The sequence below is a fragment of the Alphaproteobacteria bacterium HT1-32 genome (assembly GCA_009649675.1).
GTDB lineage: Bacteria > Pseudomonadota > Alphaproteobacteria > Rhodospirillales > HT1-32 > HT1-32.
In genome coordinates this window covers 20,426-42,797 of sequence record WJPL01000005.1, presented here as the reverse complement: position 1 = coordinate 42,797, position 22,372 = coordinate 20,426, and the positions used below count along the sequence as shown (strand labels likewise).

Below are 22,372 nucleotides of genomic sequence, written 5' to 3'. Positions count from 1 at the left end.
TCTGCGCTTTTTGCCGGTATCTTTGTCACCATGCGAACAGCTTCCGGAAAATCAATTCTTTCCGTCATATCCGGCAGCATTGAAGCCTTGTCAGACCGTCCGTAAACGGCTGACGGGAAGTCACTCACTGGTTGTGTAGAGTTTCCATTTCGTGCGTTCGAAATCATCAACGGGCCGATAGATATCAGCCGGGAGATTGAGATCACGAGCCGTCAGCTGACCTGTCGCATTCAGCACCTCAAAGGCCGCAACAAGTGCATCACGCTCGCCGGCCGCGAGGTTGACCTGCGCTGTCAGAAGCTCCGCCTCGGCATCCAGAAGATCAATCACGGAGCGACGGCCGACGCTCAGTTCACGTGCGATGCCGTCGCGGGCCGTTTCCGCCGCCTTCGCAGCTTCCCGGAGCGATTCAATCTGCGCGTTGGCGCTGACATGGGTGCGCCAGGCGGTCACTGCCGCACTTCGGGCCGAGCGCTTGGCATCTTCCAGTTCTGTACGGCGCTGGCCGACAAGTATCCGGGCAGCCCGCAGACGGGAAAGCTCTGCCCCGGACTGATACAAGGGCACGGTCAGCGTAACTGTCGCGCTGATATCGCGCTGGTCTGTCGCAGGGCCGGCACCGGCTTCCTTGCTGCGCTGATGCGTCAGACTGGCCGCCAGCCCGAGAGTTGGAAGCCGGGAACGGTTTTCAATTGAGGCATCATATTCGGCCAGATCAATCGCATACTGGGCAATTTCGACGGTAGGCAGAAATGTTTCCGCCAGAATGATCGTTTCTTCTAAATCGACCGGAAGATTCACGGGCCTTCCCGGCATTTCCAGTTCTCCCGGAGCCAGCCCGGTCAGTTCGAGATAACTCGCCTCGGACGTCTTCAGGTTATTATCCGCACCAATCACCGTGGCTTCGGCAGCACGCAATCGCGCCTGCGCCTGTGACAGATCGGCAATGGTTCGCTGTTGCAGGTTGAACTGAACCTGGGTGCTGGCAAGCTGCTGCTCCAGAAGAATTTTGTTGGCTTCGCGCAGAGCGAGTGTCTGCCGGTCCCTGATGACATTCATATAGGCCTTCACGACATCCAGCAAAACGCCCTGTTCGGTCAGTCGCAATGTCTCCTGCTGGGACCGGATCGAGGCCACCGCCTTGTCGAGTCGCGCAAAGTTCCGGCCACCATCAAAGACTGTCTGGGCATAGCTCAGCGTATTCTTGTAAGTGTCCGTTCTGGAGTTGGAGGGTGCCGTACTCTCACTGGCGCTCAGTGACCGGTCAGCACTCATCGCCGTTGACAGGGTCGGCAGCCAGTTCGCAACCGCCTGCGGGAACTGCTCGTTCACCACACGCAACGCCTGACGACCGGCTAACATCTTGGGATTACTGTCATAAGCGAGAACAAGCATATCCGTCAGCGTCTCCGCTGACAGCTTTGCCGAGGCGGGCAGACAAAGCATAACCGTCGCAAAAAACAGTCCAGAAAAACGCTTCATGACCCTCCCAGCCATTCCAGCAAAACCCGTCAGATCAGATATTTTTTGACCAACCTGACAATCTCGGAAAACAGCCCCGGAATTCGAGAGATACAAGAAACCGGAATTGTTTCAACATTTATGGCATCGCACAGTATTATCTCCTCATCAACATCATCGGGAACAAATATGACAACCTTTTCTGTAAATGGTGACGAGGTAAGTTTAAGCCGCGCACTGGCCTGGTCATCCGTTGAAGACCCCGAACCTTTTCTCGATCTGACCGTAGAACGGGCTGTACTTGTTCAGTATTCGATTCATTCGGGAATTGAACTGACCGCCGACGACCTCCAGCAGGCCGTGAACGAGTTTCGTTATGAAATGGGTATCGACTCAGCGGATGAAACACGGCGCTGGCTCAAGGCCAATCATATGGATGAAAGGGCGATGGCCGATGCCTGCCGCCTGCGGGCCCTGCGGAGCAAACTGTTACTCGCCATCGAAGACACACAGATCGCCGAGACCTATCAGCAGCTTGCAACCGAACTGGAAACCGCCAGCCTGTACGCCATAACACTTCCCACCCGCCGGGAAGCAGAGAAAATGGCAGACCAGTTACGAAACGGGACACTGAACTTTCATCTCGCTGCGCTGGAACATTCAACGGACGAAACGACCCGTCCGGCAGCAGGGTATCTCGGCGAGGTGACACGGGCAGACCTGCCGGAAACAGTCGCGATTTCAGTATTCAGCGTGGACCCCGGAGATATCGTCGGGCCACTGAAAAACGGGACCGAGTATGACATCTATCTGGTCAGCGGTTTTCAGAAACCGCCGATCGGCGAGGTCGAACCGGAAATCCGCCAATCGCTGCTTGCAGAACAACTCGGCATACTGGCCAGACAGGCGGTCGTGATGACCGGGAACTAACGACGGACCGGCAGGCCTGAATCCATCACCAGACAGCGCCGGAATCACAGCCCTTGGTAATATGAACAATACATATACGGCGTAAAAATTGTCATTTCGTTCTATACAGGACCTCCCCGGTCGACGATAAAGACAACGGAGGGGTGGAAGCCTGCCTGACTTAACAGGTCAGCGGTCTTTCCGGGGAAACTTCCGCAACAAGAAATACCAAGGGGACGAAATGACAGCCTTCATCACCGTAAATGGCGCAGCAATTGACGTGAAATCGGCTTTGCAGTGGCAGCTAATTCTCGGAAACACGGCCCTTATTAATGAAACCGTGAAAAATGCAGCTGTTGTACAGCACGCCAGTAAAAATGGGATTTCAGCCAGCGCCGACGAATTGCAGGCTTTTTTCGACGAATATCGCTATGAACTTGAGCTTGAGAAAGCAGACACATTTAACGCCTGGATGGCCGAGAACAATATCGACCTGAAAACCCTTCAGGCGGTTTTTGAAATCGGGGTCGTGCGCAACAAGCTGCGGACGACGATTTCCGATACGGATATTGCCGAGTATTTTGCCGTCAACAAAGACGCATATGACGTTGCTGAACTCTACTCGATCACCGTTGCTGAAGAAGATATGGCAGACGAGCTGTATTCACAGCTCGAAGAAGGCGAGGAAAGCTTTCAGTCGCTGGCAGTCGAGCATTCCATCGACGGTGATACATTCCGGCAGGGCGGTTTTGTTGGCGAAGTCACACGTGCGACGGTTACCGGTGAAATCGAAGCAGCCGTTTTTGCCGCCAGCCCCGGCGATCTGATCGGTCCGATCAAGGAAAGTGACGGCTATACCATTTACATGGTCCGCAACATCATCCGGCCAGAGCTGGATGTGATCAAAGAATCGATCCGGGATGAACTGTTCGAAGCTCTGATTGAAGACATCGCTGCTGCCGCCGAGGTTGGTCATCCGCTTCTTGGGATCGTCGAAGAGATCCCGGCAGATGATGACGACGACGAATAGGTTATGACAGATCAGGGGATGGTCAGGGCACACCTTGCCATCCTCCTGTTCTGCACACCTATGACCCGTGAACGGCCATGACTGCGGATACGCGTGCCCTGCTTGGGGCACATCCCTTTTTTGCGACCTTGCCAGACGATGTTCTCGACGAACTGCTTGAAGGAGCCGTTGTCGAAAGCTTTGCCTTGGGCGAAGTACTGCGCCGGACAGGCGAGACGGGCGGCGGCTTCTGTCTGATTCAGACCGGCAAGGTCCGCGTCGTAGATGACAGTGCTGACGGCAAGCCAATCACGCTGGCTGTCCTGAAGAAAGGGGACGGGTTCGGTGAGCGCGGTCTGCTGCATGGCGGCCCCTCCTCCGCAACGATCCGAGCAACCGGCAGCACAACCGTGTTGCAGCTTTCCATTGATGCCTTCAAGTCGGCCATGGACCGCCATCCGGAAATGCGTACGCGCATTGAAGAAGCATCTGCCCGAAACGACGAATTCAATTTCCTCAAGACCCAGAACCTGCTTTCCGGCCTGAAACCGCCGGTCATCAGGAAACTGGCTGAATGTATCGTCACCACCGATCTGTCAGACGGCGAAATACTGTTTCACGAGGGTGACCCGGGTGACGCTATCTACTTTGTCCGCGAAGGCCGGCTGCGGATCATCAAGGAAACTGCGGGCAGCAAACTGCTCGGCTTCAAGGAAACCGGCACCTTTCTCGGTGAAATGGCACTGGTCTATGATGAACCCCGGTCGGCAGGTGCTGCCGCCGACGGGCCAACCCGCGTGCTGTCACTCAACCGCCAGGACTTCGAACAGTCACTGGGTTCGGAAAGCGCCATTCAGGAACTGCTCGCCGATCAGGCATCCCGGCATCTTCGCCAGCAACAGACGCTGATAACGGCAGCGCCGGATGACGCCGACAGCCCAGCCGCAGCCCATGTGCAGCAGATTCATCTTGAAAGTTTCAGAGCCGGTCGCTGGCCATTTCGCACCAAAGCCTGGCATGCCAGGACGGACTCACCCGTGCTGGCCGGTGTCGCCTGCCTGGCCATGGTCGCCGCTTTCTTTCGGCGTCCCTTTGAGACGATAGATCTTGAAGAGGCGCAACTGGCACATGGTGAACCGGATGATATGTACTCGCTCAGTCGCAAGGCCGAAGCTGCCGGATATCTCAGCCGGCTGATGATGATCGACGGGGCCGAGCTTCCGGCTGTCACGCTGCCTGCCATTGTCCGGAACATCGATGGCGGGCTTGCTGTCCTCTATGAAGTCAAATCCGGTGAAGCGCTGATTGCCGACCCGATTCACGGCATCAGCCGCGTGACACTGGACAGCTTCCTGGAAGTCTGGGACGGCAATGTCCTGGTGATTTCCTATGTTCCGGACTTTGGCGCGGTCGGTGCCAGTGTTCCCAAGATCTACAAACAGTTCCTGCCGCTGCTTCGCCCTTTCATGCCGCTGGTATCCCGGATCATGCTGGTGTCCGTGCTGCTGGCCGCACTGGCAATGATGCCGCCGTTCTTCACGAAAATTCTGATTGATGATGTGCTGGTAGTCGGCGACTGGAATCTGCTGGCGATCCTGCTTGCCGTGATTCTGGGCGCGACGGTTGTTGCAATGGTCACCGGAGCCATTCGCGAGTTTCTGACCCTGCATCTGATGCGCCGCCTTACCGGAACTCTGTTCGTCCGGTTCTTCGGTCATGTGCTCGCCCTGCCACTTCAGACTCTGAAGAAATGGGAAACCGGCGAGATCATGGCCCGCTTTGCCGAGAACGAGAAAATTCTCGGCACCGTCTCCAGCGGCGGCATGCGGATCATCATGAATACGGTGAACATCATCATCTTCACCCCGATCGTGATCGCCATGCAGCCAAAGCTGGCCATCATTGTGATCCTCGCCTCACTCAGCATCGCCGCGATCACCATCTTCTGTGCCCCGAAAATTCGGCGCTATGAGCAGGAATCCTTCAGTATAGGGGCGAAAAAAGACTCGCATATCATCGAAGTCGTCAAAGGCATCTACACGATCAAGGCGCTGGCCCAGGAAGATGACTTCCGCAAGCGCGGCATCCGGATGTTCGCCGATGAACAGGGTGTCAGCTATCGCAGCGAGCGTTTCGACAACAAGATGGAACTGGCCATCGAATTCATCGACCAGCTCTCCGACATTCTGATTCTGGGGATTGGTGCCTATATGGTACTCGACGGCACCCTCTCACCCGGCCTGCTGATCGCGTTTTCCGGGATCGCCAACCAGGTCACGGACCCCGTGGAGGATCTTGCCGATTTCTACGACGAATATCTTGAACTGAAGATCGCGCTGGAACGCATCAATGATGTTCTTTCCTGTCCGCGGGAAGCCGAAGACGGCGGAAATATCTGCCCGCCCCTTAAAGGCGCGATCCGGTTCGAAAACGTCAACTTCCGCTATACAGACGACGGGCCCTGGGTGCTTCAGGATATTAACCTGACCATTCAGGCCGGCCAGAAAGTGGCTTTTGTCGGCCGCAGCGGCTCCGGAAAATCCACACTGGTCAATCTGGTCAACCGGATGCTGGTTCAGTCAGAAGGGGCTGTCTATATCGACGATCTCGATGTGCGGTGCCTGGAGATAACCTCCCTGCGCAAGCAAATCGGCGTGGTCGAACAGACACCCTTCATTTTCAGCGGTACTGTCCGCGAGAACATTGCTCTCTCAAATCCCGCCCTGCCTTTTGAAAGCATTATTTCGGCGGCGTCTCTGGCAGGCGTCAGCAGCTTCGTCGATTCCTTCCCCATGAAGTTTGACACCCGGATCGGTGAGGGGGGGCGCAGCCTGTCCGGCGGTCAGCAACAACGGCTGATCATCGCCCGGGCATTGGCCGCCAGCCCGAATCTGCTGATTCTCGATGAAGCCACATCCGCGCTGGATAATGAGAGCGAACGCATCATTCAGCAGAATCTCGACCGGATTGTCGAAGGCCGAACCAGCCTTGTTATCGCCCATCGGCTATCAACCATTCGAAATGCCGACATGATTGTCGTGCTGGACGAAGGCAAGATCGTCGAGACCGGCACCCATGATGAACTGATCCAGCAAGGCGGCATGTATCATTATCTCGTCAACCGCGCGACACACTGACAGGCAACGGAAAACAGCCATGCAAAACGCATCTGATCCGGCAGCAACAGGGGCCACCAATGGCAGATTCTGAGAAAGAGTCAGCACCCGAATCAATGGACGACGATCAGCAGGCCGCTCTCAACCGCTATGCGGAGCAAAATCGCAAGCAGGACGAGCGATCAGAGATCATTCAGGCCGTGCCTCCCGTTCTGATGCGGGGCGCGCTTTATGCTTTTATCGCGGCAATCCTGATCGCCGGCATGGTGTCCTATTTCACCAAAATTCATGTGAAGGTTCAGGCCAAGGGGGAAATTGTTCCGCAGGGGCAGAACATCACCGTCGAAGCACGGGAAGGCGGTGTCGTGCTGTCGATGAATGTTGCTGAAGGTGATTCAGTCCGCGAAGGCGACGTCATCATGCTTCTTCAGAGATCGCAGTCCGATGTTGACCTGAAAGGCATCGAAAATGCGCTGGCCCTGCAGATCGAAAAGAAGAGGCAGCTTGAGTTATCAAGCAGGATCGCCCGCGAAATTGTCGAAAACCCGGCAATCGTCAATCAGCGTCCGGTATCAAGCTTTGTCGATGCCGGTGCCGCACTCGTCTATATTCACACATTGCGGACAAGCCAGAAACAGCTGGAGACCGCAGAGTTCAACATAGCGGAATTTGAACGCAGCGGTGCTGCCCTGGCGAAGTCGCAGATTCAGGTAAATCTGGACAGCATCGCCAGCCAGCAAAAATCGCTGGCGACATCACGGCAGATGCTGGATACGCGGCTGCGGGTTCTCGAACGGCGACGCAAGGATCTGAAACAGACGGAAGACCTTGCCGAACAACGGATTGTCCCGATTACCCAGGTCAATGTTGCACGCGACAGCATGATTACCGCCCAGGGCAACGTCATCTCCCAGCGTCAGGCCATAAACGAAGCGGAGCTCGAAATCTCGCGCGCCCGGCTGGCCGTCGCCAATCTCCGCAGCGACCTTGCAAAACGCGAGAAGGAGCTTCGGGATTCGCTGGAGCGGGAAAAGGCCGCCGTCAGTCAGGCACTTGCCGACCTCTCCAGTTCTGTCACCACTTTTGCGAATACGGCAAATGCCGTGAATGCAGAGATCGTGAATTTTCAGAACAAACTGAATCTCCAGCAGATGCAGATCGACCATCTGAAGATCACCAGCCCGGTAAACGGCACCATTACCGCACTCGGCTTTCAGACGACCGGGCGCATCGTGTCGACCGGCAACATGATCGCCACGATTGTTCCCGATAATGCCCGGCCAATCGTCGTCGCCATCATCGCCAACAAGGATGTCGCCTTTGTCCGCAAGGACATCGAAGCCCGGGTGAAGGTTGATGCCTATCCGTTCCGTCAGTTCGGCAGCATTCCGGCGAAGGTTCTCAAAATCTATCCGAAGCCCGACCGCCCGGAATTTGCCGTCCGGCTGGAACTCGAAAAAGCGACCCTGAAGGTGAGAGGCCAGCCGGTTGCCCTGCAACCCGGACTGACCGTTGAAGTGGACCTGCTGACTGACAAACGCCGGATCATTGAGCTGATCCTGAAGAAGATGAACTGATGATGTCATTCCGGCCCCGCCAGATGAACGGTCTGATATCATGTCGGTAACTGCATCAGACCGCCTCGCATCTGCACCGATGTTCGCCTCTCTGCCGGTGACAGCACGACAGCAGATCGCCGCGATCGGTGATGTCGAAACCATCAGACCGTCACATCTGATCTGTGAGAAAGGCGCTCCCGCAAGGGGAATCAGCTTTGTGCTGTCAGGGCAGGTGAAACTGCTGCTGAAGTCTGCATCGGGGAATCCAACCGTTCTCGACACCCTGCATGAAGGCACTTACTTCGGTGATGAATCCTTTCAGGAGGCAATTCCTCTTCTCCACGCGGTCTGGTCCGGCGAGGAGGAGACCGTGCTGTTCGTTATCCCCCGGGATCAGCTGAACCAGTATCTCGAACAGAATCCGGAAGTCGCCGATAATATCGCCACCGCCCTGCGTCTGAAGGAAGTTGCCAGCTTCCTCAGCGAATGCCCGGCGCTGGCCGGGATCCCGCGCGAGACCATCATGTCCCTGTCGGCAAAGGCAGGCGCACATAAACTGGAGCCGGGCGCCACCCTGATTGAACAGGGCAAGGTTGAAGATCATCTCTACATGATCAAGTCCGGCCGGTTTGTGGTGAACCGGACAGAAGCCCCTTCGCATCGGCTGGCCACGCTTGGCCCGAGCGACATAGTCGGCGAAATGGCCGTCATCAGCGGTGATCCCCGGACCGCAAATGTCGTCGCCGAAAGCGAGGCCGTTGTCTACGAAATCGAAGGCGCCGACATGCGTCGGGTGCTGGCCGAAGAGAACGAAGTTGCCAGTCGCCTTGGTGACCTGATGAAGGTCCGGATCACCGATACGACAGACCGCGAGGAGAAACGCCGGCGCCGGCTTGAAGAAGCCAAGCGGAAGGATGACCTCCGGAAACAACGCATTGCCGAGGCCGCTGCGAAAGCAGAGGAACAGAACCGTACCATCGATGTGAAACCGGGCGGCTGGCGCGACTGGATAGCCCGTCGCTATCGCAAACCGGCATCTGTCCTCCAGCACAGTGAGATGGATTGTTCAGCAGCCTGTCTCTGCACGGTCATCAAGCATTATGGCAAGACCATCAGCATCAATTCAGCGCGTGAGGTCGCCCGGGTCCGTCAGGACGGTGCGTCGATGGCCAATGTCATCCGTGCTGCCGAGGAATTCGGTTTTGTGACCCGCGCCTATACCAGCACCTTCGATCAGTTGCGCGAGGAAACGCTGCCAGCCATCGCGAACTGGCGTGGCTACCACTGGGTCGTGGTCCATGAAATCACCGATGACTCCGTCATCATCGCCGACCCGGCTCAGGGAATCGTGACCTACAGTCATGCGGAATTCGAGGCAGGCTGGTCGCGCTACACGATTTTTATGGAACCGACGGAACGGTTCAACGATATCGTCGAATCAAAGCCGACACTCGGGGCGTTCTGGCATTTCTACAAACCGCACAAGCGGCTGATCGGGGAAATTTTCGTCGCCGCCCTGTTCCTTCAAGTGCTTGCCGTGCTGGTTCCCCTGTTCTCGAAGTTTGTCGTCGATGACGTCATCATGAAGGGGGACCAGCAATGGCTGATGGCAGCCATCGTCGTTATGTCTTCCGTATCACTCATCAACATGCTGCTCAGTTACATACGCGACGAGATGACGCTGCGTCTGACCATGCGCTGCAATCTGGAGCTGATCGGGCACATCTATGACCGGATGCTCCGCCTGCCCATCGGCTTCTTTGAAGCCCGCAAGACCGGTGATATCACCAACCGGCTGGAACAGCATGAAGAGGTCACGAACTTCATCACTGAAGACGGACTGGAAACTTTCCTCAGCCTGATGACGGCAATCACCTACCTCTGTTTCATGCTCTATTTCAATGCCTGGCTGACCTTTGCTGCCATCGGATTCATGTTCTTTGATGTCTTCATCATCAAATATATTTCACCCAGACTGCGGCAACTTGGCCGGGAATCATTTGTCAAAGAGGCCGAACAGGAAAGTCATCTGATCGAATCCATCCGGGGCTCACAGACCCTGAAGACCACTGGCTCCGACTTCATGGCCCGCTGGAAATACGAGAACAATTTCGCCGCTGTCGCCAATATGGAATTCAGGCAGGCAAAACTGAGCCAGTTTGCCGGACTGCTCTCCGGCACGCTGGATTCTCTTGGCGACATCGCGGTTCTGTTTCTGGGCGGCGCCTACGTCATCTGGGGGGATATGACGATAGGCGAGCTGATCGCCTTCACGGTTTTCGCCAATGGTGTTCAGGGGCCGATAGGCTCTGTTCTCGGCAAGTGGGACGAGTTGCAGGAAACCTATGTCGCCATTGAACGGCTGAACGATATCCTCGACAAGGAACCGGAAATCGCCAGCGAGGAAGACGAACAGGACAAGGTCAGCCTGCCCACCATTCGCGGTGATATCGAGTTCCGGGGCGTCGCCTTCCGGTATGAGCCGGATGACCCGGACAATGTCGTACAGAACGTAAATCTGAAAATCGAACCGGGCGAAAAAGTCGCCTTTGTCGGCGCCAGCGGCTGTGGAAAATCCACCCTGATCAAACTGCTCTATGGCTTCTATCCGCTAAGCAGCGGGGAAATCCTCGTTGATGGCTTCAAAATTTCGGAAGTTTCAGTGCCGTCCCTGCGCCGGCAGATCGCCATGATTCCGCAGAACTCGCTCATCTTCAGCGGCACCATACGCGACAATATTGCGCTGGCCCGCCCCACCGCCACGATGGATGAAATACGCGAAGCCAGCAGAATGGCGGAAGCCCATGACTTCATCATGAAGATGCCTGGCGGGTATGATGCGAAACTGGCTGAGGAAGGGTCAAACCTGTCCGGTGGCCAGCGCCAGCGCCTGGCGATCGCCCGTGCGTTGCTGCAACCGGCCGGCATGCTGGTCATGGATGAAGCGACATCTGCACTCGATAACGAAACCGAGCGCACAATCATGAATGCCATCATGGCAAACTATAAGGACAAGACGGTTCTGATGATTGCGCACCGGCTATCCACGATCCGCAATGCAGACAAGATTGTCGTACTGAATAATGGCATCGTCGCAGAGGTCGGCAGCCATGATGAGCTGATCGAGAAGCGCGCGCTTTATTATCAGCTGACCGCCCGCCAGCTCAGCGTCGAATAACTTCCAGACAAGCAAAAAGGGGGATGCCAAAGACATCCCCCTTCAGACAAGTCAGGCCGGCTGAAGATCAGCCGCGAGCCATGGCTTTGTACTTCGATGCCAGACGACCATGGAAAGCAGCCTTGGCAAGGTAAGAGCTGCGCTTGCTGCGCTTCATCTTCTGCTTCTTCTGTTGCATTGCCTTGAAAGCGAAAGCCCTCCTCTTCGACGAATAGCGCTTCGCTTTGCGGGCAGCCAGTTTACGGCGCAGCGAGGCGCGACCGAAGGCAGATTTGCGTCTTGACCAACTGAAGCCACCAAGGACATCGCCCTGTGCTTCGTCGCTCAGTGACGAGGCACGGACGGGAAGATCTGCTACGGAAATGCTGAGTTCAGCGAAATTGAGTTCGGTCATGTTATGTCTCCTGTGTCATGACAATTGATCGTTTGTTTTTCTTGTTTTTTGGACTTGTTTTTGTTTTTGCCGTGCCCCCGGAGCAAATGCTCCCCGGGCCGGGTGGAGGGCCTCATATTGCCCCCGTCGATCAGCCAACCTAGGCCGCCCTTCCCTGCGATGCATGTGATAATCATCACATGCCGACCATTTAACCGGAATTTGTCTAAAATTGTCCGGAAACAGGGGGGGGCCATCGCCCGTCAGCGTTACATCACTTCAGCAATCAGGGTTGCGATTTCGGCCCCCAGACGCAGATCCGGAACCTGACCAAAATACTGTGCCCGAAGGTGACCATCCCCATCGATCAGGATAAGCGACGGCGTCCCCCGCATGGCATAGGCCTGCATGGTCTTCGGAATGTCCGTTGTACCCCGCGCGTCGACACCGACCGGAAACGAAATCCCATATTCAGACAGAAAGGCCTCCAGCGAGACCGGTGTCATCGCCGCATGATGTTCGAAGACGGTGTGCAGGCCAATCACCGCAACCTGTTCGCGGGAAAAGGTCTCATGAACCGCCTTTGCCTGTGGCAGACCATGCGCAACACATCCCGGGCAGAGCATCTGGAATGCCTCGATAACGACAATCTTGCCGCGCAGTTTGGCAAGCGTCAGGTCTTCCGCCGTGTTGAACCATTGAGACACGGAAAGCTCCGGTGCCAGCTGTATTGCTTCCTGTCTCATTACGCCCCCCCTCCCATACCGGTTAGCAGTCATGATTTTTTCCTGAAAAGGCGGGGCTGAAAGCCGGTACAGTCTCCGGCATCCGCCCCGCCAAGTGGTGGTTTACTTTATTTTCCCCGGCAGACTGAGATCACCCGAGGCAACGTCAAAGACATCCACAACGCATAACAGCGGCGCATGGACATTCGCATTTACCCGCAATGCAGATGTCACCCCGTCATAGGACGCACCGGCAATGGCTTCAGCATTCCGGAAGGAAACATTGATCTTGATTTCCGGACCGTCAAACAGCGGCGAAAACCCGGGGCTGTCGATAAAGATCGGCAAGCCCGGCCATGTTGCCGGCATCGCGGGACTTTCACCTTTCGCAATATCACGTACACCCAGCGCCCCTTCACCACAGGCTTTGGTCGGCGTCAGCACAACCCAGTGCGAATGCCACCTGCTGCCGTCATTGGCCGGATTACCATCACCATCTTCATCATACAGGGGGGTGTCATCGAAATCCGGATGACTGGTCGCCGCCAGAGCCAGAATACCGGTCTTGCCCTCAAAGCCGACCGCCGACGGATCCAGCGATGTCGGCCAGACATAGGAGTGAACCGTGGCACCGGCCAGCTTACCCACCGGCTCCGGAATGTCTGCGCCAGCGACACCCTTGGTCGTCATATGGAAAGTGACATTGCGACCACCGCGATGAACGTGAGCAGCGAGAATATCAAAGGACGCAACCTTTGACGGGTCGGCGGCTGAGCGTACTGCCGTTGTCATGTCGACCGCCTGCCCGCCATCCCCCAGAGCAGGATAAGCAGCAGCCATAACGAGCGCAGATGTGAGTAACAGGGTTCTCATGGGAGCCTCCATTTGATGAAACATGATCGACATATAATAGCGAGTCGCTATAATTGCATCAATAATATTGAGTCGCTATCATATCTGAATGACGTCACCTGCTCACAAAACACCTCCCTCATCCTCCCGCGACACAGTACGGGAGATGCTTGACCGGATTGCCAGAATCACGGCCTCCGGCGATTGGGCGGGTGATATCAATCCAACCCAGCGGGCAGCACTGTCCTATCTCACCAATGCCAACCGCTTCTCGCGGTCACCGTCACAGGTAGCGGATTATCTCAGCGCCACACGCGGCACCGTGTCACAGACCCTGAAGGCTCTGGCCCGGAAAGGCCTCGTGCAGGAAGTGCGGTCTGCATTCGACAAGCGGACCATTTCCTACGATGTGACGGAAGCAGGGCATGCTGCACTGAATGTCAAAACCACGATAGACAATGCTCTCGGCCAGTTATCCGAGACCAGACTGAACAGTCTTTCCGACCAGCTCACCGAAGTGATCCGGCAGGCACTCTTAGCCCGCGGAGGGCGGAGCTTTGGCATCTGCCGGACCTGTCGCCACCATCGTGCCGACACAGCCGGAGCCTTTTGTCTGCTGCTGAATGAACCATTGCTGCCTGCAGAAACAGACCAGATATGCCACGAACACGAACTCGCCAGTTAGACTTTAAGGAATCTCAGTGATGAAAGTATCAGGATTATTCACCGGCAGGATTGAAAACCGCTGGCCGGGAAGACCACCAAGCGCCATCGGCAAACAGCCTGCACCCGGCCCTCAACGGCTTGAGACCCTGGGGTTTGAGATGGATGCGCAGGCCGACCTGACGGTCCATGGCGGACCAGACAAGGCCGTACATCATTATGCGGCAGAACATTATGCAAAATGGCGGGCCGAGTTCCCCCAACTGGCCGACAAGTTTCATCCCGGTGGCTTCGGGGAGAATATCTCAACAGAAGGCATGACCGAAGAGACACTCTGCATCGGTGATATCTTCGCTCTCGGTACGGCCCGTGTTCAGGTCAGCCAGGGCCGCCAGCCTTGCTGGAAGCTCAACAATCATATCGGTGAAAAGACGATGGCCGCCCGGTTTCAGAAGACGGTCAGAACGGGCTGGTATTACCGGGTACTGGAAGCCGGCACTGTGGAAGTCGGTGATGAATTCACCCTGCTGGAACGCCTGAACCCTGACTGGGCCCTGATCCGGGTCATTGCAGCCCGTTTCAATGCCCGGCTGGACCCTGAAACCGCCGCCACACTGGCCCGCCTGCCCGCACTGGCCGAAGGCTGGCGCGAGTCCTTCGCAAAGAAATGCGATGCCTCATATGTGGAAGACACCGCCCCCCGACTTGTCGGAAGCTGACAGGCAGGCTCAGTCCGCCTGCTCAACGCCATCAAGGCTGAACAGTTCCGGCACCGACAGATAACGCTCCCCCGTGTCATAGATGAAGCAGACGATTGTCTTGCCGGAGAATTCAGGACGTCTGGCCAGTTCCCCGGCACCCCAGATTGTCGCTCCGGAGGTCGGGCCAACGATGATCCCTTCCCTGCGGGTTACCAGACGGGACCATTCAAACGCGACATCATCCTCGACCAGCAGTATCTCGTCGAGGCGATCTGCGCCCCGCCTGAAATTCTCGGTAATCATTCCCGGCCCGATACCGTTGATCTTGTGCTGACCCTGCAACCCGCCTGAAAAGACGGGACTGGCAGAAGGTTCAACACCAACGATCCGGATTGACGGGTCAGCATTCCTGAAATAGCGCGACAGGCCTTCAAAAGTCCCGCAGGTGCCGAGCCCGATAACAACAGCCCCGATATCGCCACCCGTCTGTTCCCAGATTTCAGGGCCTGTCGTCTTGCAATGAGAAAGCCCGTTATCCGGATTGGAATGCTGATTGGCAAAGAAGGTTGTTTCCGGGTTTGCTGCGCAATAGGCCAGCGCCCGGTCACGGGCTCCCTTGGTATGTTCTGCCGCTGGGGTCAGAACAACCGTTGCCCCATAAGCACACATCAGCTTCTGGCGTTCGACACTGCAGGCCTCACTCATATACAACCGGGCACGAAAGCCCATGATTGCAGCCAGGCTGGCAATGGCGATACCGGAATTTCCGCTGGTCGCTTCAACCACCTCGGTTCCGTCGCGAACCCGGCCTTCCGCCATCGCCTTGCGAATGATGCTGAGCATTCCCCGGTCCTTGATCGAAGTCGGGTTCGCCGCTTCAAACTTGGCAAGGATCCGGGCCGGGCTGTCCGGGAATACGCGATTCAGCTGTAACATCGGCGTCTTGCCAATAAGTTCCGTCGCATCAGCGGCGATAAACAAGGTCGTTACTCCTTCAGGTCCGGGTAACGTAAATCGGACTGGACCAGGCCTGATGACCATCTTCCTGTGTCACCCGGACAAACAGCCGGGCCTCACGGCCCGCAGCCAGTTCAATTCGTCGGGACTGGGAAAACCCTGTCTCTGTCAGGCTGTCCGGCAAGCGCGATGCCATCAGCCGGATATCCATTCCGCCGCAGGAATGCGTTTCACCCTCTGCCGTCAGGTCCGTCAGACTGACGGTCACTGTGGTCTCGCTGGTTTCAATCTCCATCTCACCTTTCCAGGCATCGTCATCCAGCCAGACATCCACCGAGGCTGCACCACCGGTTGTAACGACCCGCCAGTCGACCCTGTTATCACTGGTTTGTTGCGGCTGATGATGCGGATTCCAGAAATTCACCGCCCCGATCCGCCTGATCGACCCTTCTGTGGTCTGCGCCGTTCCCGTCCAGCGCACCAGACGCCCCCGCCCACGGTAATGTTGTCCGGCACAGGTAATCCGCAGTCGTCCCTGCCGGTCGTCGAGTGACCAGGGACGCAGGGTCGCCAGATTGTCGAGCCCGTCAAAAATGTCTATCCGTTCGATGGGGGCCGCAGCCTCAACATCAATCTGCAGATCCAGCCCCGCACTGTCTGTCCCGACAATATCGCCCATCCGGCAGGATGGTGTGTCCGTATCGAAACCAGCCGTGACATCCAGATAGATACGGGCACCGGTCGTTGCATAATGATGGCGCTTGCGGAACTCCCGGAACACTTCGTCCCGGTCCAGTTCCGACAGCAGATGGCATGTCAGCCCGCCATAGGAACCAAAGGCACTGTCACCGGGATAGCTGGCTCCCGGACGGCCCTTGTGACCATCACTGGAGGCGACGATGCCGATGCGATAACCGGCCTCGAAAGCATCTTTCAGAATCCATTCAAAAGTACCCCATGCTGAATGGACTTCGACCGACGGTTCCAGCTTGGCGTCATGGGCATATTTGATATCGGCATAGCGCCCGCCGACATGGGCAACAACCAGCGCATCCTCATCTTTCAGACGCTCAATCAGGTCAATCGCTGAATGGGCATCGGTTTCCGGTGCGGTGCGATCTTCAACCAGCGCACGGCTGGACCGGTAGATCGGGCGGCCTTCCGTGCGGTACCAGACATTATGATCACCGCCCAGCCCGGTATTCCCCGACCATTCATATCCCGGCAGCGTCACGAACTTGCCGGGAATCTGGAACTCGGCTGTCAGACTGTTCAGTTCTGCCCAGAAGGCATCGGTGATCTGAAAATCATTACCCTGATGCCCGCAGATATCGAGAAAGGATTTTTCACGGGCGAATTCAAAATACTCCCGCGCCGTATTGATTCCGATGGTCTCTTCACTCTGCCCGTGCATATCGCTCCAGAAATGGGCAAAGGGCATATCCCGGATGACCAGCGGATTGCTCTGGCATAACAGCTCTCCGGCCTCGTCCAGAACACTGAAGCGATAAGTTCCCGGCTTATCAATCGACAGACCTTCTGCAACCTGTGCGAAGTCACCGGACCGGAATGTCACCGTCTCCGGCAATCCGGTAACCGGCCCGGTCGCAGACAGAGATACTGTCCGGTCAACCTGATTGGACGGATTCCCCCAGACATCTTCTGCCTTAAGCGACAGCCGGAAAGCCTCACCCGGACGGCGCAATGTCGGCGCAACAACTTTCCAGTTGACCGGCGGACCAGAGACGATGGCAATCGTTGGCTGCCGCTCGGCTGGCAGGGCAATGAAATCCTGGGTCGCAAACGGGTCAACCGTGACCTGAAACATGAAGCAGGACTCACAGAAAGTCTGCATCCGCATACCCGGAGACCCCTGACGCTGGTCGCCAAACCGGATGGTGATCTGGTCACCTTCCTTCAGAAAACGCAGGCAGCGGATAAACAGGCTTTTGTTCCAGGGCCGGATGTTCCGGCGAATGTCATAGACCACATTCAGCGGAACCCCGTTTGATGCCTCCACGGATGTGAAGCCCGGCGCTTCGGGGTCGCTGGTCTGCAGGGCAGAGCCATCGAAGTGGCCGCGAAACCCGATACGCAGCCCTCCCTGATCATCAATGCCAAACTTGCCCGCCGTATAAACCAGCGTCAGCGATTGCCAGGAACCGGCTTCAAACTGTCCCTCCGGGCTGATAACCGCAGTCCCCATAAGATCACGGCGATAGGTATTGTAAGGCATCTGGTTTTCCAGTCAGCGAATGGGGGTCAAAAGGGGATCAGTAAATACCAACCGCTTCCGGCAGGTTTTCCAGAACTTCACCCGGGCGGTTGCGGATCAGTTCTTCGAGATGCTGACGGATTTCCGAGTGCGCCGGGTCGGCATAGATGTTGTCCATCTCGTCCGGGTCGTTCACCAGGTCATACATTTCGCCTTCATTCGACCCCAGTTCCAGGGTCAGGCGGTGTGTCGTCGTCCGGACGGTTCGCAGGTCCAGCGCCACACCACAGCGAACAGCCTGCAGGGACCATTCATTGTAGGCCGCGGCACGGCCCTTGCCGTCTTTCATGACCGGCAACAGGCTTTCGCTTTGCAGCGGCATCGGTGCCTCAACCCCGGCGATATCATAGAAAGTTGCCGGCAGATCCATTGTCGATACCGGCGCATCGACAACCTGTCCGGCCGGGATACCCGGACCGGACATGACAAGCCCGACCCGCAGCAGTGAATCATAAAGCATCGGCCCTTTGAGATATAGGCCGTGATCGCCGAGGAACTCGCCATGGTCACTGGTATAGATAATCAGCGTATCTTCCTTCAGTCCCTGATCGGCCAGCGCATTCAGAATGCGGCCGACATTGTGATCGACCAGCGAGATCATGCCGAAATAATTCGCCGTCATATGGCGAAGCTGCTCGTCCGTCTGCGGCGGGACACGGGAGACGGTCTTGCGGTGATTGGCCAGCCGCGCATCCTTGATCTGCGGCTCACCTTCCAGCGCGGCGCGGTGCCACCAGGGACGCCGTTCAAGGTCCATCGTGCGATGTTCGGGAATTGTGACTTCGTCCGGGTCATACATTCTGTGCCACGGATCAGGCGGTGAATAGGGCTGATGCGGATCCGGGAACGAGACCCAGGCACAGAACGGGGTATCGCCGTCCTGTTTCGAGAGAAAATCAATTGCCCGGTCAGCCGTCCAGGTGCTGGTGTGCCAGGCTTCCGGCAAGGCGGAATCCCAGGTATTTGCCGCTCCCGTTTCCGGGCTCATGCTGGTCGTATGCATCTCAAACGGTCGGTCACCTTCTGCCCGCGACCAGAACCAGCGTTCATAATGCTGACCATGCGGCGGGCGCTCCGGTGCCCGCTTGCGGTGCAGATGCCCGACGGTCATCAGCTCAACATGGTCGAAGCCACCATAGGGACCGGTCCAGTCTTCCGGATAATCCGCAGAACTGAACCGGCATTCCGGCGAGCCTGTCGGCTTGAAGGTTTCAAAGGTCGAGAAATGTGCCTTGCCGATAAAACCGGTCCGGTAGCCGGCACGTCCCAGCGTCCCGGCAAAACCCCGGTCAGACATCTCCGGGCTGAGATCGATCCCGTTGTCATAAAGACCATGCGTCAGCGGCAGCAACCCGGTCAGAATGGAAGCCCGTGCCGGCATGCAGATCGGGCTCGGCGTGATGCAGGAGGAAAACCGGGTGCCGGCTTCAGCCAGCATTTCAACATGTGGCGCCCGCACCCCGCGTTTCTCAAACCGTCCGAAACAATCGGCGCGCTGCATGTCGGAAGTGATGAGAAGAATGTTCGGACGTCGGGTCATTTCGTAATATCCTTAATCTTGTCGACAGAGTGAATTCGGGCGCAGTTGTCCTGTCAGGCATGGCCTGATACGCCAGATGTTATCGCTGTTCCGGTTAGCCGGAGGCCGTAAACTGGGGTGCTTCACCGGGGGCTGGCGTGGCGCCAAAACCACCACGCTCGACAACCTTTTCACGGCCGCCATTGGCCGCGATGATGGCTGCCTGATCACGATGGGCGCAGCGATCCACCTCTTCCGGATCGCAGATCGCCCGCAGGTCAGCTTCGAGACTGGCGCGAATATCGGCGTAATCCGGAGATTTGCCGAGATCACGGAGTTCCTCCGGATCTGCCGCCAGATCGAACAGTTGCGGCGGCATATCAATATAATAGCAAAGCTTCCACTGGCCGCGACGGACCATGAAGGCACCGCCGGACGCCCCCGCCGCATGATATTCTGTATAGACAACCCGCTCCGGATCATCCGGGTTATTTGCAATTTCGAGCAGCGACCGACCCTGACGATCTGTTCCGTCAGGCACCAGCCCCATCGCGTCAATGACGGTCGGGTAGACATCGACCAGACTGACAGGCGTTGCTGAAACACGCCCTGACGGAATACCCGGACCGGCAGCAATCATCGGAATGCCGGCGGATTCCTCATACAGCGTTGATTTACCCCAAAGCCCCCGCTCTCCCATATTGTCGCCATGGTCGCTGACATACAGAATACGGGTGTTGTCGGTCAGGCCTGCAGCATCCAGGCTGTCCAGGATTTTGCCGACATTATTGTCGAGGAAACTCACCAGACCAAAATAGGATGCCAGCGCAATCCGCGTCGTCTCGTCAGTAAAGTTGTCATAAGGGTAGCATTTCCGGAAAGCGACCAGCCACGGATGGTCCGGATCATCCGCCAGCTTTGACGGCATTGTCCCGGCTGCCTCATAGAGTTCGTAAAATTCTTCCGGCGCAATCAGCGGAAAATGCGGTGCCACCATCGACACGAACAAAGCCCAGGGCTTATCGTTTTCAGCCGCTGAACGGTCAGAAATCCAGCTTGTCGCGGCTTCCGTAATCGAACGGTCATAGGCGGTATAGGATGTCTCACCCGGTCCAATCTTTTCAGCCATGGTCCGGGTCTTCCAGCGTACCGGCAAGGGTTCGCGCACACAGCCCAGAACATCACCAACGCCGCCAACCAGATGCATCGGTAATTGCTGAAAATCAAAACCGGTATCATCTTCGGCATTTCGGTAATGAAGCTTGCCGATAGACCCCACCGTCACGCCGGCCTGTTGCAGGGCGTGCCCCCATGACTTCGGTTCACCGATATAGGGCGTTGCATTATCCCAGTGCCCGCTTGCATGACCATATTGCCCGGTCGCAAAGGCGGCACGGGCCGGCACGCAGATCGGACAGGGTGTATAGGCGTTGCTGAACAGGGTCCCCCGGGCAGCAAGCCGGTCAAGGTTCGGCGTCTTAAGCAACGGATTGCCGTAACAGCCCAGCGCCTTGCGGGAATGCTCATCAGACATCAGGATCAGCAGATTCGGTGTTTTTGGGCTGGTCATATCAGAGTTCCGTCTTTGGTTTACGTAATACGCCAATCATCCGCACGCCAACGACGACCGCACCGACCAGCAGGAAAGCTACGGACACCGGTCGCTCGACAAAGATCAGCATGCCGTTGTCCGACAGCAGCAGGGATTGCCGGAATGCTTCCTCAGCCCCCTTTGCAAGAACGAAGGCGATGATGAACGCCGGTGCCGAGAAATCGAACCGCCGCATAAGATATCCGACCACACCAAATGCCAGGGCAACCCCGACATCAAACAGGCTGGACCGTGCCGAATAGGCCGCGATGAAGGCTGTCAGGAAGATAAACGGATAGATGACGGACGGAGACACATGCCCAATCAGACGGCCGATGAACGGGGCGCCGAAATAACCGATCAGGCCATAAAGAACGATGCCCAGCAGCCCCGCCGCAAACAACCCGAAAACCAGATCATGCGATGTGGTGAAAATATTGGGACCGACCTGAATACCATGGATCAGGAAAACCCCGACCAGAATGGCGGCGATGGTGCTGCCCGGAACCCCAAGGGTCAGCAGCGGGATCATGCTGGGGCCTGAAACCGCATTGTTTGCCGATTCCGGTGCCGCGATCCCTTCAACAATTCCGGTGCCCCATTCTGACTTGTTCTTTGCGCGGCGTTTTTCTTCGCCATAAGCCACGAAACAGGCAACCGATGACCCCAGTCCCGGCATCATCCCGATAAAGGAACCAACAGCTGAGGAGCGCAGCATGACGGGAATGCAGCGTCTGAATTCCGACAGGGTAAGCCGGTTTGCATCCAGATCCCGTTTTGAGCCGTCCTCTAACCGCGAGAAGGTTGCCGCAGCCTTTGCCTCGATCTGAACCAGCACTTCGCTGACAACAAAAATCCCGATCAGCAGCGGCACCAGCGACAGCCCCGACTCCAGTTCAAGAAAATCCATCGTCATCCGGCTTTCACCAGTTATCGGATCAAGGCCGATCAGCGCAATGAAAGCACCAAACAGCGTGCTCAGAATCCCCCGGATGATCGACTTCCCGATAACACTGCCGATGACGACAAAGGCCATGATGTAGATCGAAAAATATTCCGGCGGTCCGAACCGAACCGTGTAGGAGGCAATAAAAGCTGCCCCGAAAATAAGAATCATCTCGCCACAGAAGTCACCAACCACGGAGGCAACGGTTGCGATCTTCAGGGCTTTCCCCGACTTGCCTGCCTGCGCCATCGGATAGCCGTCGATCATTGTCGCAGCAGAGGCCGCCGTCCCCGGCGTGTTGAACAGAATTGCCGCAATCGACCCGCCGAACCGGCCTGATTTCCCGATGACATACAGAAAAGCCAGTGCTGACAACGGATCAAGATAGAAGGTAATCGGAAGCAGCATCGCAATTGCTGCAGCAGCCGTCAGACCTGGCAGGGCACCAACAATAATACCAATGACGGCGGCGAGGCCGACAAACAGCAGGGCGACCGGATTGCTGAACAGAAAGGCAAAACCATCAAGAATATCCATG

16 protein-coding genes are annotated in these 22,372 nt (G+C 56.8%); 7 read left to right on the top strand and 9 right to left on the bottom strand.

Annotated features, from left to right (window positions below):
* Window positions 1-120: 120 nt before the first annotated feature.
* Window positions 121-1,497, bottom strand: a complete 1,377-nt coding sequence (locus GH722_20290) for a TolC family outer membrane protein (GenBank protein MRG74105.1) — start codon at window positions 1,495-1,497, stop codon at window positions 121-123.
* A 105-nt stretch (window positions 1,498-1,602) separates the two neighbouring features.
* Here GH722_20290 and GH722_20285 point away from each other — a divergent pair, with 105 nt between their 5' ends.
* The 5 genes from GH722_20285 to GH722_20265 all read left to right on the top strand — a co-directional run bounded on the left by GH722_20285 (window position 1,603) and on the right by GH722_20265 (window position 11,232).
* The gene (locus tag GH722_20285) at window positions 1,603-2,391 is read left to right on the top strand and encodes a hypothetical protein (GenBank protein ID MRG74104.1); all 789 of its coding nucleotides are present in this window, start codon (window positions 1,603-1,605) and stop codon (window positions 2,389-2,391) included.
* A gap of 220 nt (window positions 2,392-2,611) precedes the next feature.
* Window positions 2,612-3,400 carry a hypothetical protein gene (locus GH722_20280; GenBank protein ID MRG74103.1) on the top strand — a complete coding sequence of 263 codons (789 nt, stop codon included), beginning with the start codon at window positions 2,612-2,614 and terminating at the stop codon, window positions 3,398-3,400.
* Window positions 3,401-3,477: 77 nt separating this feature from the next.
* A complete protein-coding gene (locus tag GH722_20275) occupies window positions 3,478-6,516 on the top strand; it encodes a cyclic nucleotide-binding domain-containing protein (GenBank protein ID MRG74102.1) in 3,039 nt (1,012 codons plus the stop codon).
* Between the two features lie 59 nt (window positions 6,517-6,575).
* Window positions 6,576-8,072: an HlyD family efflux transporter periplasmic adaptor subunit gene (locus GH722_20270; protein MRG74101.1), complete on the top strand. Its 1,497-nt coding sequence runs from the start codon at window positions 6,576-6,578 to the stop codon at window positions 8,070-8,072.
* A 40-nt stretch (window positions 8,073-8,112) separates the two neighbouring features.
* Complete coding sequence (locus tag GH722_20265; protein MRG74100.1) at window positions 8,113-11,232, top strand: ATP-binding cassette domain-containing protein; 3,120 nt, start codon at window positions 8,113-8,115, stop codon at window positions 11,230-11,232.
* Window positions 11,233-11,299: 67 nt separating this feature from the next.
* Here GH722_20265 and GH722_20260 read toward each other — a convergent pair whose 3' ends face one another.
* The 3 genes from GH722_20260 to GH722_20250 form a co-directional block, all read right to left on the bottom strand.
* On the bottom strand, window positions 11,300-11,626 hold the full coding sequence (locus GH722_20260; GenBank protein MRG74099.1) for a hypothetical protein: 327 nt from the start codon (window positions 11,624-11,626) through the stop codon (window positions 11,300-11,302).
* 248 nt (window positions 11,627-11,874) lie between these two features.
* On the bottom strand, window positions 11,875-12,336 hold the full coding sequence (locus GH722_20255) for a redoxin domain-containing protein (GenBank protein MRG74098.1): 462 nt from the start codon (window positions 12,334-12,336) through the stop codon (window positions 11,875-11,877).
* A 117-nt stretch (window positions 12,337-12,453) separates the two neighbouring features.
* Window positions 12,454-13,203: a hypothetical protein gene (locus GH722_20250; protein ID MRG74097.1), complete on the bottom strand. Its 750-nt coding sequence runs from the start codon at window positions 13,201-13,203 to the stop codon at window positions 12,454-12,456.
* A gap of 88 nt (window positions 13,204-13,291) precedes the next feature.
* Between GH722_20250 and GH722_20245 the strand changes: the two genes are divergently transcribed.
* Together GH722_20245 and GH722_20240 are read left to right on the top strand one after the other, a co-directional pair.
* Window positions 13,292-13,867: a MarR family transcriptional regulator gene (locus tag GH722_20245; GenBank protein ID MRG74096.1), complete on the top strand. Its 576-nt coding sequence runs from the start codon at window positions 13,292-13,294 to the stop codon at window positions 13,865-13,867.
* A gap of 19 nt (window positions 13,868-13,886) precedes the next feature.
* A complete protein-coding gene (locus GH722_20240; GenBank protein MRG74095.1) occupies window positions 13,887-14,564 on the top strand; it encodes an MOSC domain-containing protein in 678 nt (225 codons plus the stop codon).
* A gap of 9 nt (window positions 14,565-14,573) precedes the next feature.
* Here the strand turns inward: GH722_20240 and GH722_20235 are convergent, their stop codons facing one another.
* The 5 genes from GH722_20235 to GH722_20215 form a co-directional block, all read right to left on the bottom strand.
* Window positions 14,574-15,587 (bottom strand): pyridoxal-phosphate dependent enzyme, encoded by a 1,014-nt coding sequence (locus tag GH722_20235; protein ID MRG74094.1) that lies wholly within the window; start codon window positions 15,585-15,587, stop codon window positions 14,574-14,576.
* The gene (locus GH722_20230) at window positions 15,541-17,739 is read right to left on the bottom strand and encodes a DUF3604 domain-containing protein (GenBank protein MRG74093.1); all 2,199 of its coding nucleotides are present in this window, start codon (window positions 17,737-17,739) and stop codon (window positions 15,541-15,543) included. Before GH722_20230 ends, GH722_20235 begins: the two co-directional genes overlap by 47 nt.
* 37 nt (window positions 17,740-17,776) lie before the next feature.
* Window positions 17,777-19,318 (bottom strand): sulfatase-like hydrolase/transferase, encoded by a 1,542-nt coding sequence (locus tag GH722_20225; protein MRG74092.1) that lies wholly within the window; start codon window positions 19,316-19,318, stop codon window positions 17,777-17,779.
* A gap of 94 nt (window positions 19,319-19,412) precedes the next feature.
* Entirely contained in the window at window positions 19,413-20,867 is a 1,455-nt protein-coding gene (locus GH722_20220) for a sulfatase-like hydrolase/transferase (GenBank protein ID MRG74091.1), read from the bottom strand.
* Window position 20,868: 1 nt separating this feature from the next.
* The gene (locus GH722_20215) at window positions 20,869-22,371 is read right to left on the bottom strand and encodes a hypothetical protein (GenBank protein MRG74090.1); all 1,503 of its coding nucleotides are present in this window, start codon (window positions 22,369-22,371) and stop codon (window positions 20,869-20,871) included.
* Between the last annotated feature and the right edge of the window lies 1 nt (window position 22,372).

Excerpts from the sequence above, each read along its gene's own strand:
- GH722_20240 (MRG74095.1), top strand. The coding sequence starts at position 13,887 with ATGAAAGTATCAGGATTATTCACCGGCAGGATTGAAAACCGCTGGCCG.
- GH722_20215 (MRG74090.1), bottom strand. The coding sequence starts at position 22,371 with ATGGATATTCTTGATGGTTTTGCCTTTCTGTTCAGCAATCCGGTCGCC.
- GH722_20280 (MRG74103.1), top strand. The coding sequence starts at position 2,612 with ATGACAGCCTTCATCACCGTAAATGGCGCAGCAATTGACGTGAAATCG.
- GH722_20230 (MRG74093.1), bottom strand. The coding sequence starts at position 17,739 with ATGCCTTACAATACCTATCGCCGTGATCTTATGGGGACTGCGGTTATC.
- GH722_20270 (MRG74101.1), top strand. The coding sequence starts at position 6,576 with ATGGCAGATTCTGAGAAAGAGTCAGCACCCGAATCAATGGACGACGAT.
- GH722_20290 (MRG74105.1), bottom strand. The coding sequence starts at position 1,497 with ATGGCTGGGAGGGTCATGAAGCGTTTTTCTGGACTGTTTTTTGCGACG.
- GH722_20285 (MRG74104.1), top strand. The coding sequence starts at position 1,603 with ATGGCATCGCACAGTATTATCTCCTCATCAACATCATCGGGAACAAAT.
- GH722_20220 (MRG74091.1), bottom strand. The coding sequence starts at position 20,867 with ATGACCAGCCCAAAAACACCGAATCTGCTGATCCTGATGTCTGATGAG.
- GH722_20235 (MRG74094.1), bottom strand. The coding sequence starts at position 15,587 with ATGGTCATCAGGCCTGGTCCAGTCCGATTTACGTTACCCGGACCTGAA.
- GH722_20225 (MRG74092.1), bottom strand. The coding sequence starts at position 19,318 with ATGACCCGACGTCCGAACATTCTTCTCATCACTTCCGACATGCAGCGC.
- GH722_20260 (MRG74099.1), bottom strand. The coding sequence starts at position 11,626 with ATGACCGAACTCAATTTCGCTGAACTCAGCATTTCCGTAGCAGATCTT.
- GH722_20265 (MRG74100.1), top strand. The coding sequence starts at position 8,113 with ATGTCGGTAACTGCATCAGACCGCCTCGCATCTGCACCGATGTTCGCC.
- GH722_20245 (MRG74096.1), top strand. The coding sequence starts at position 13,292 with ATGACGTCACCTGCTCACAAAACACCTCCCTCATCCTCCCGCGACACA.
- GH722_20250 (MRG74097.1), bottom strand. The coding sequence starts at position 13,203 with ATGAGAACCCTGTTACTCACATCTGCGCTCGTTATGGCTGCTGCTTAT.
- GH722_20275 (MRG74102.1), top strand. The coding sequence starts at position 3,478 with ATGACTGCGGATACGCGTGCCCTGCTTGGGGCACATCCCTTTTTTGCG.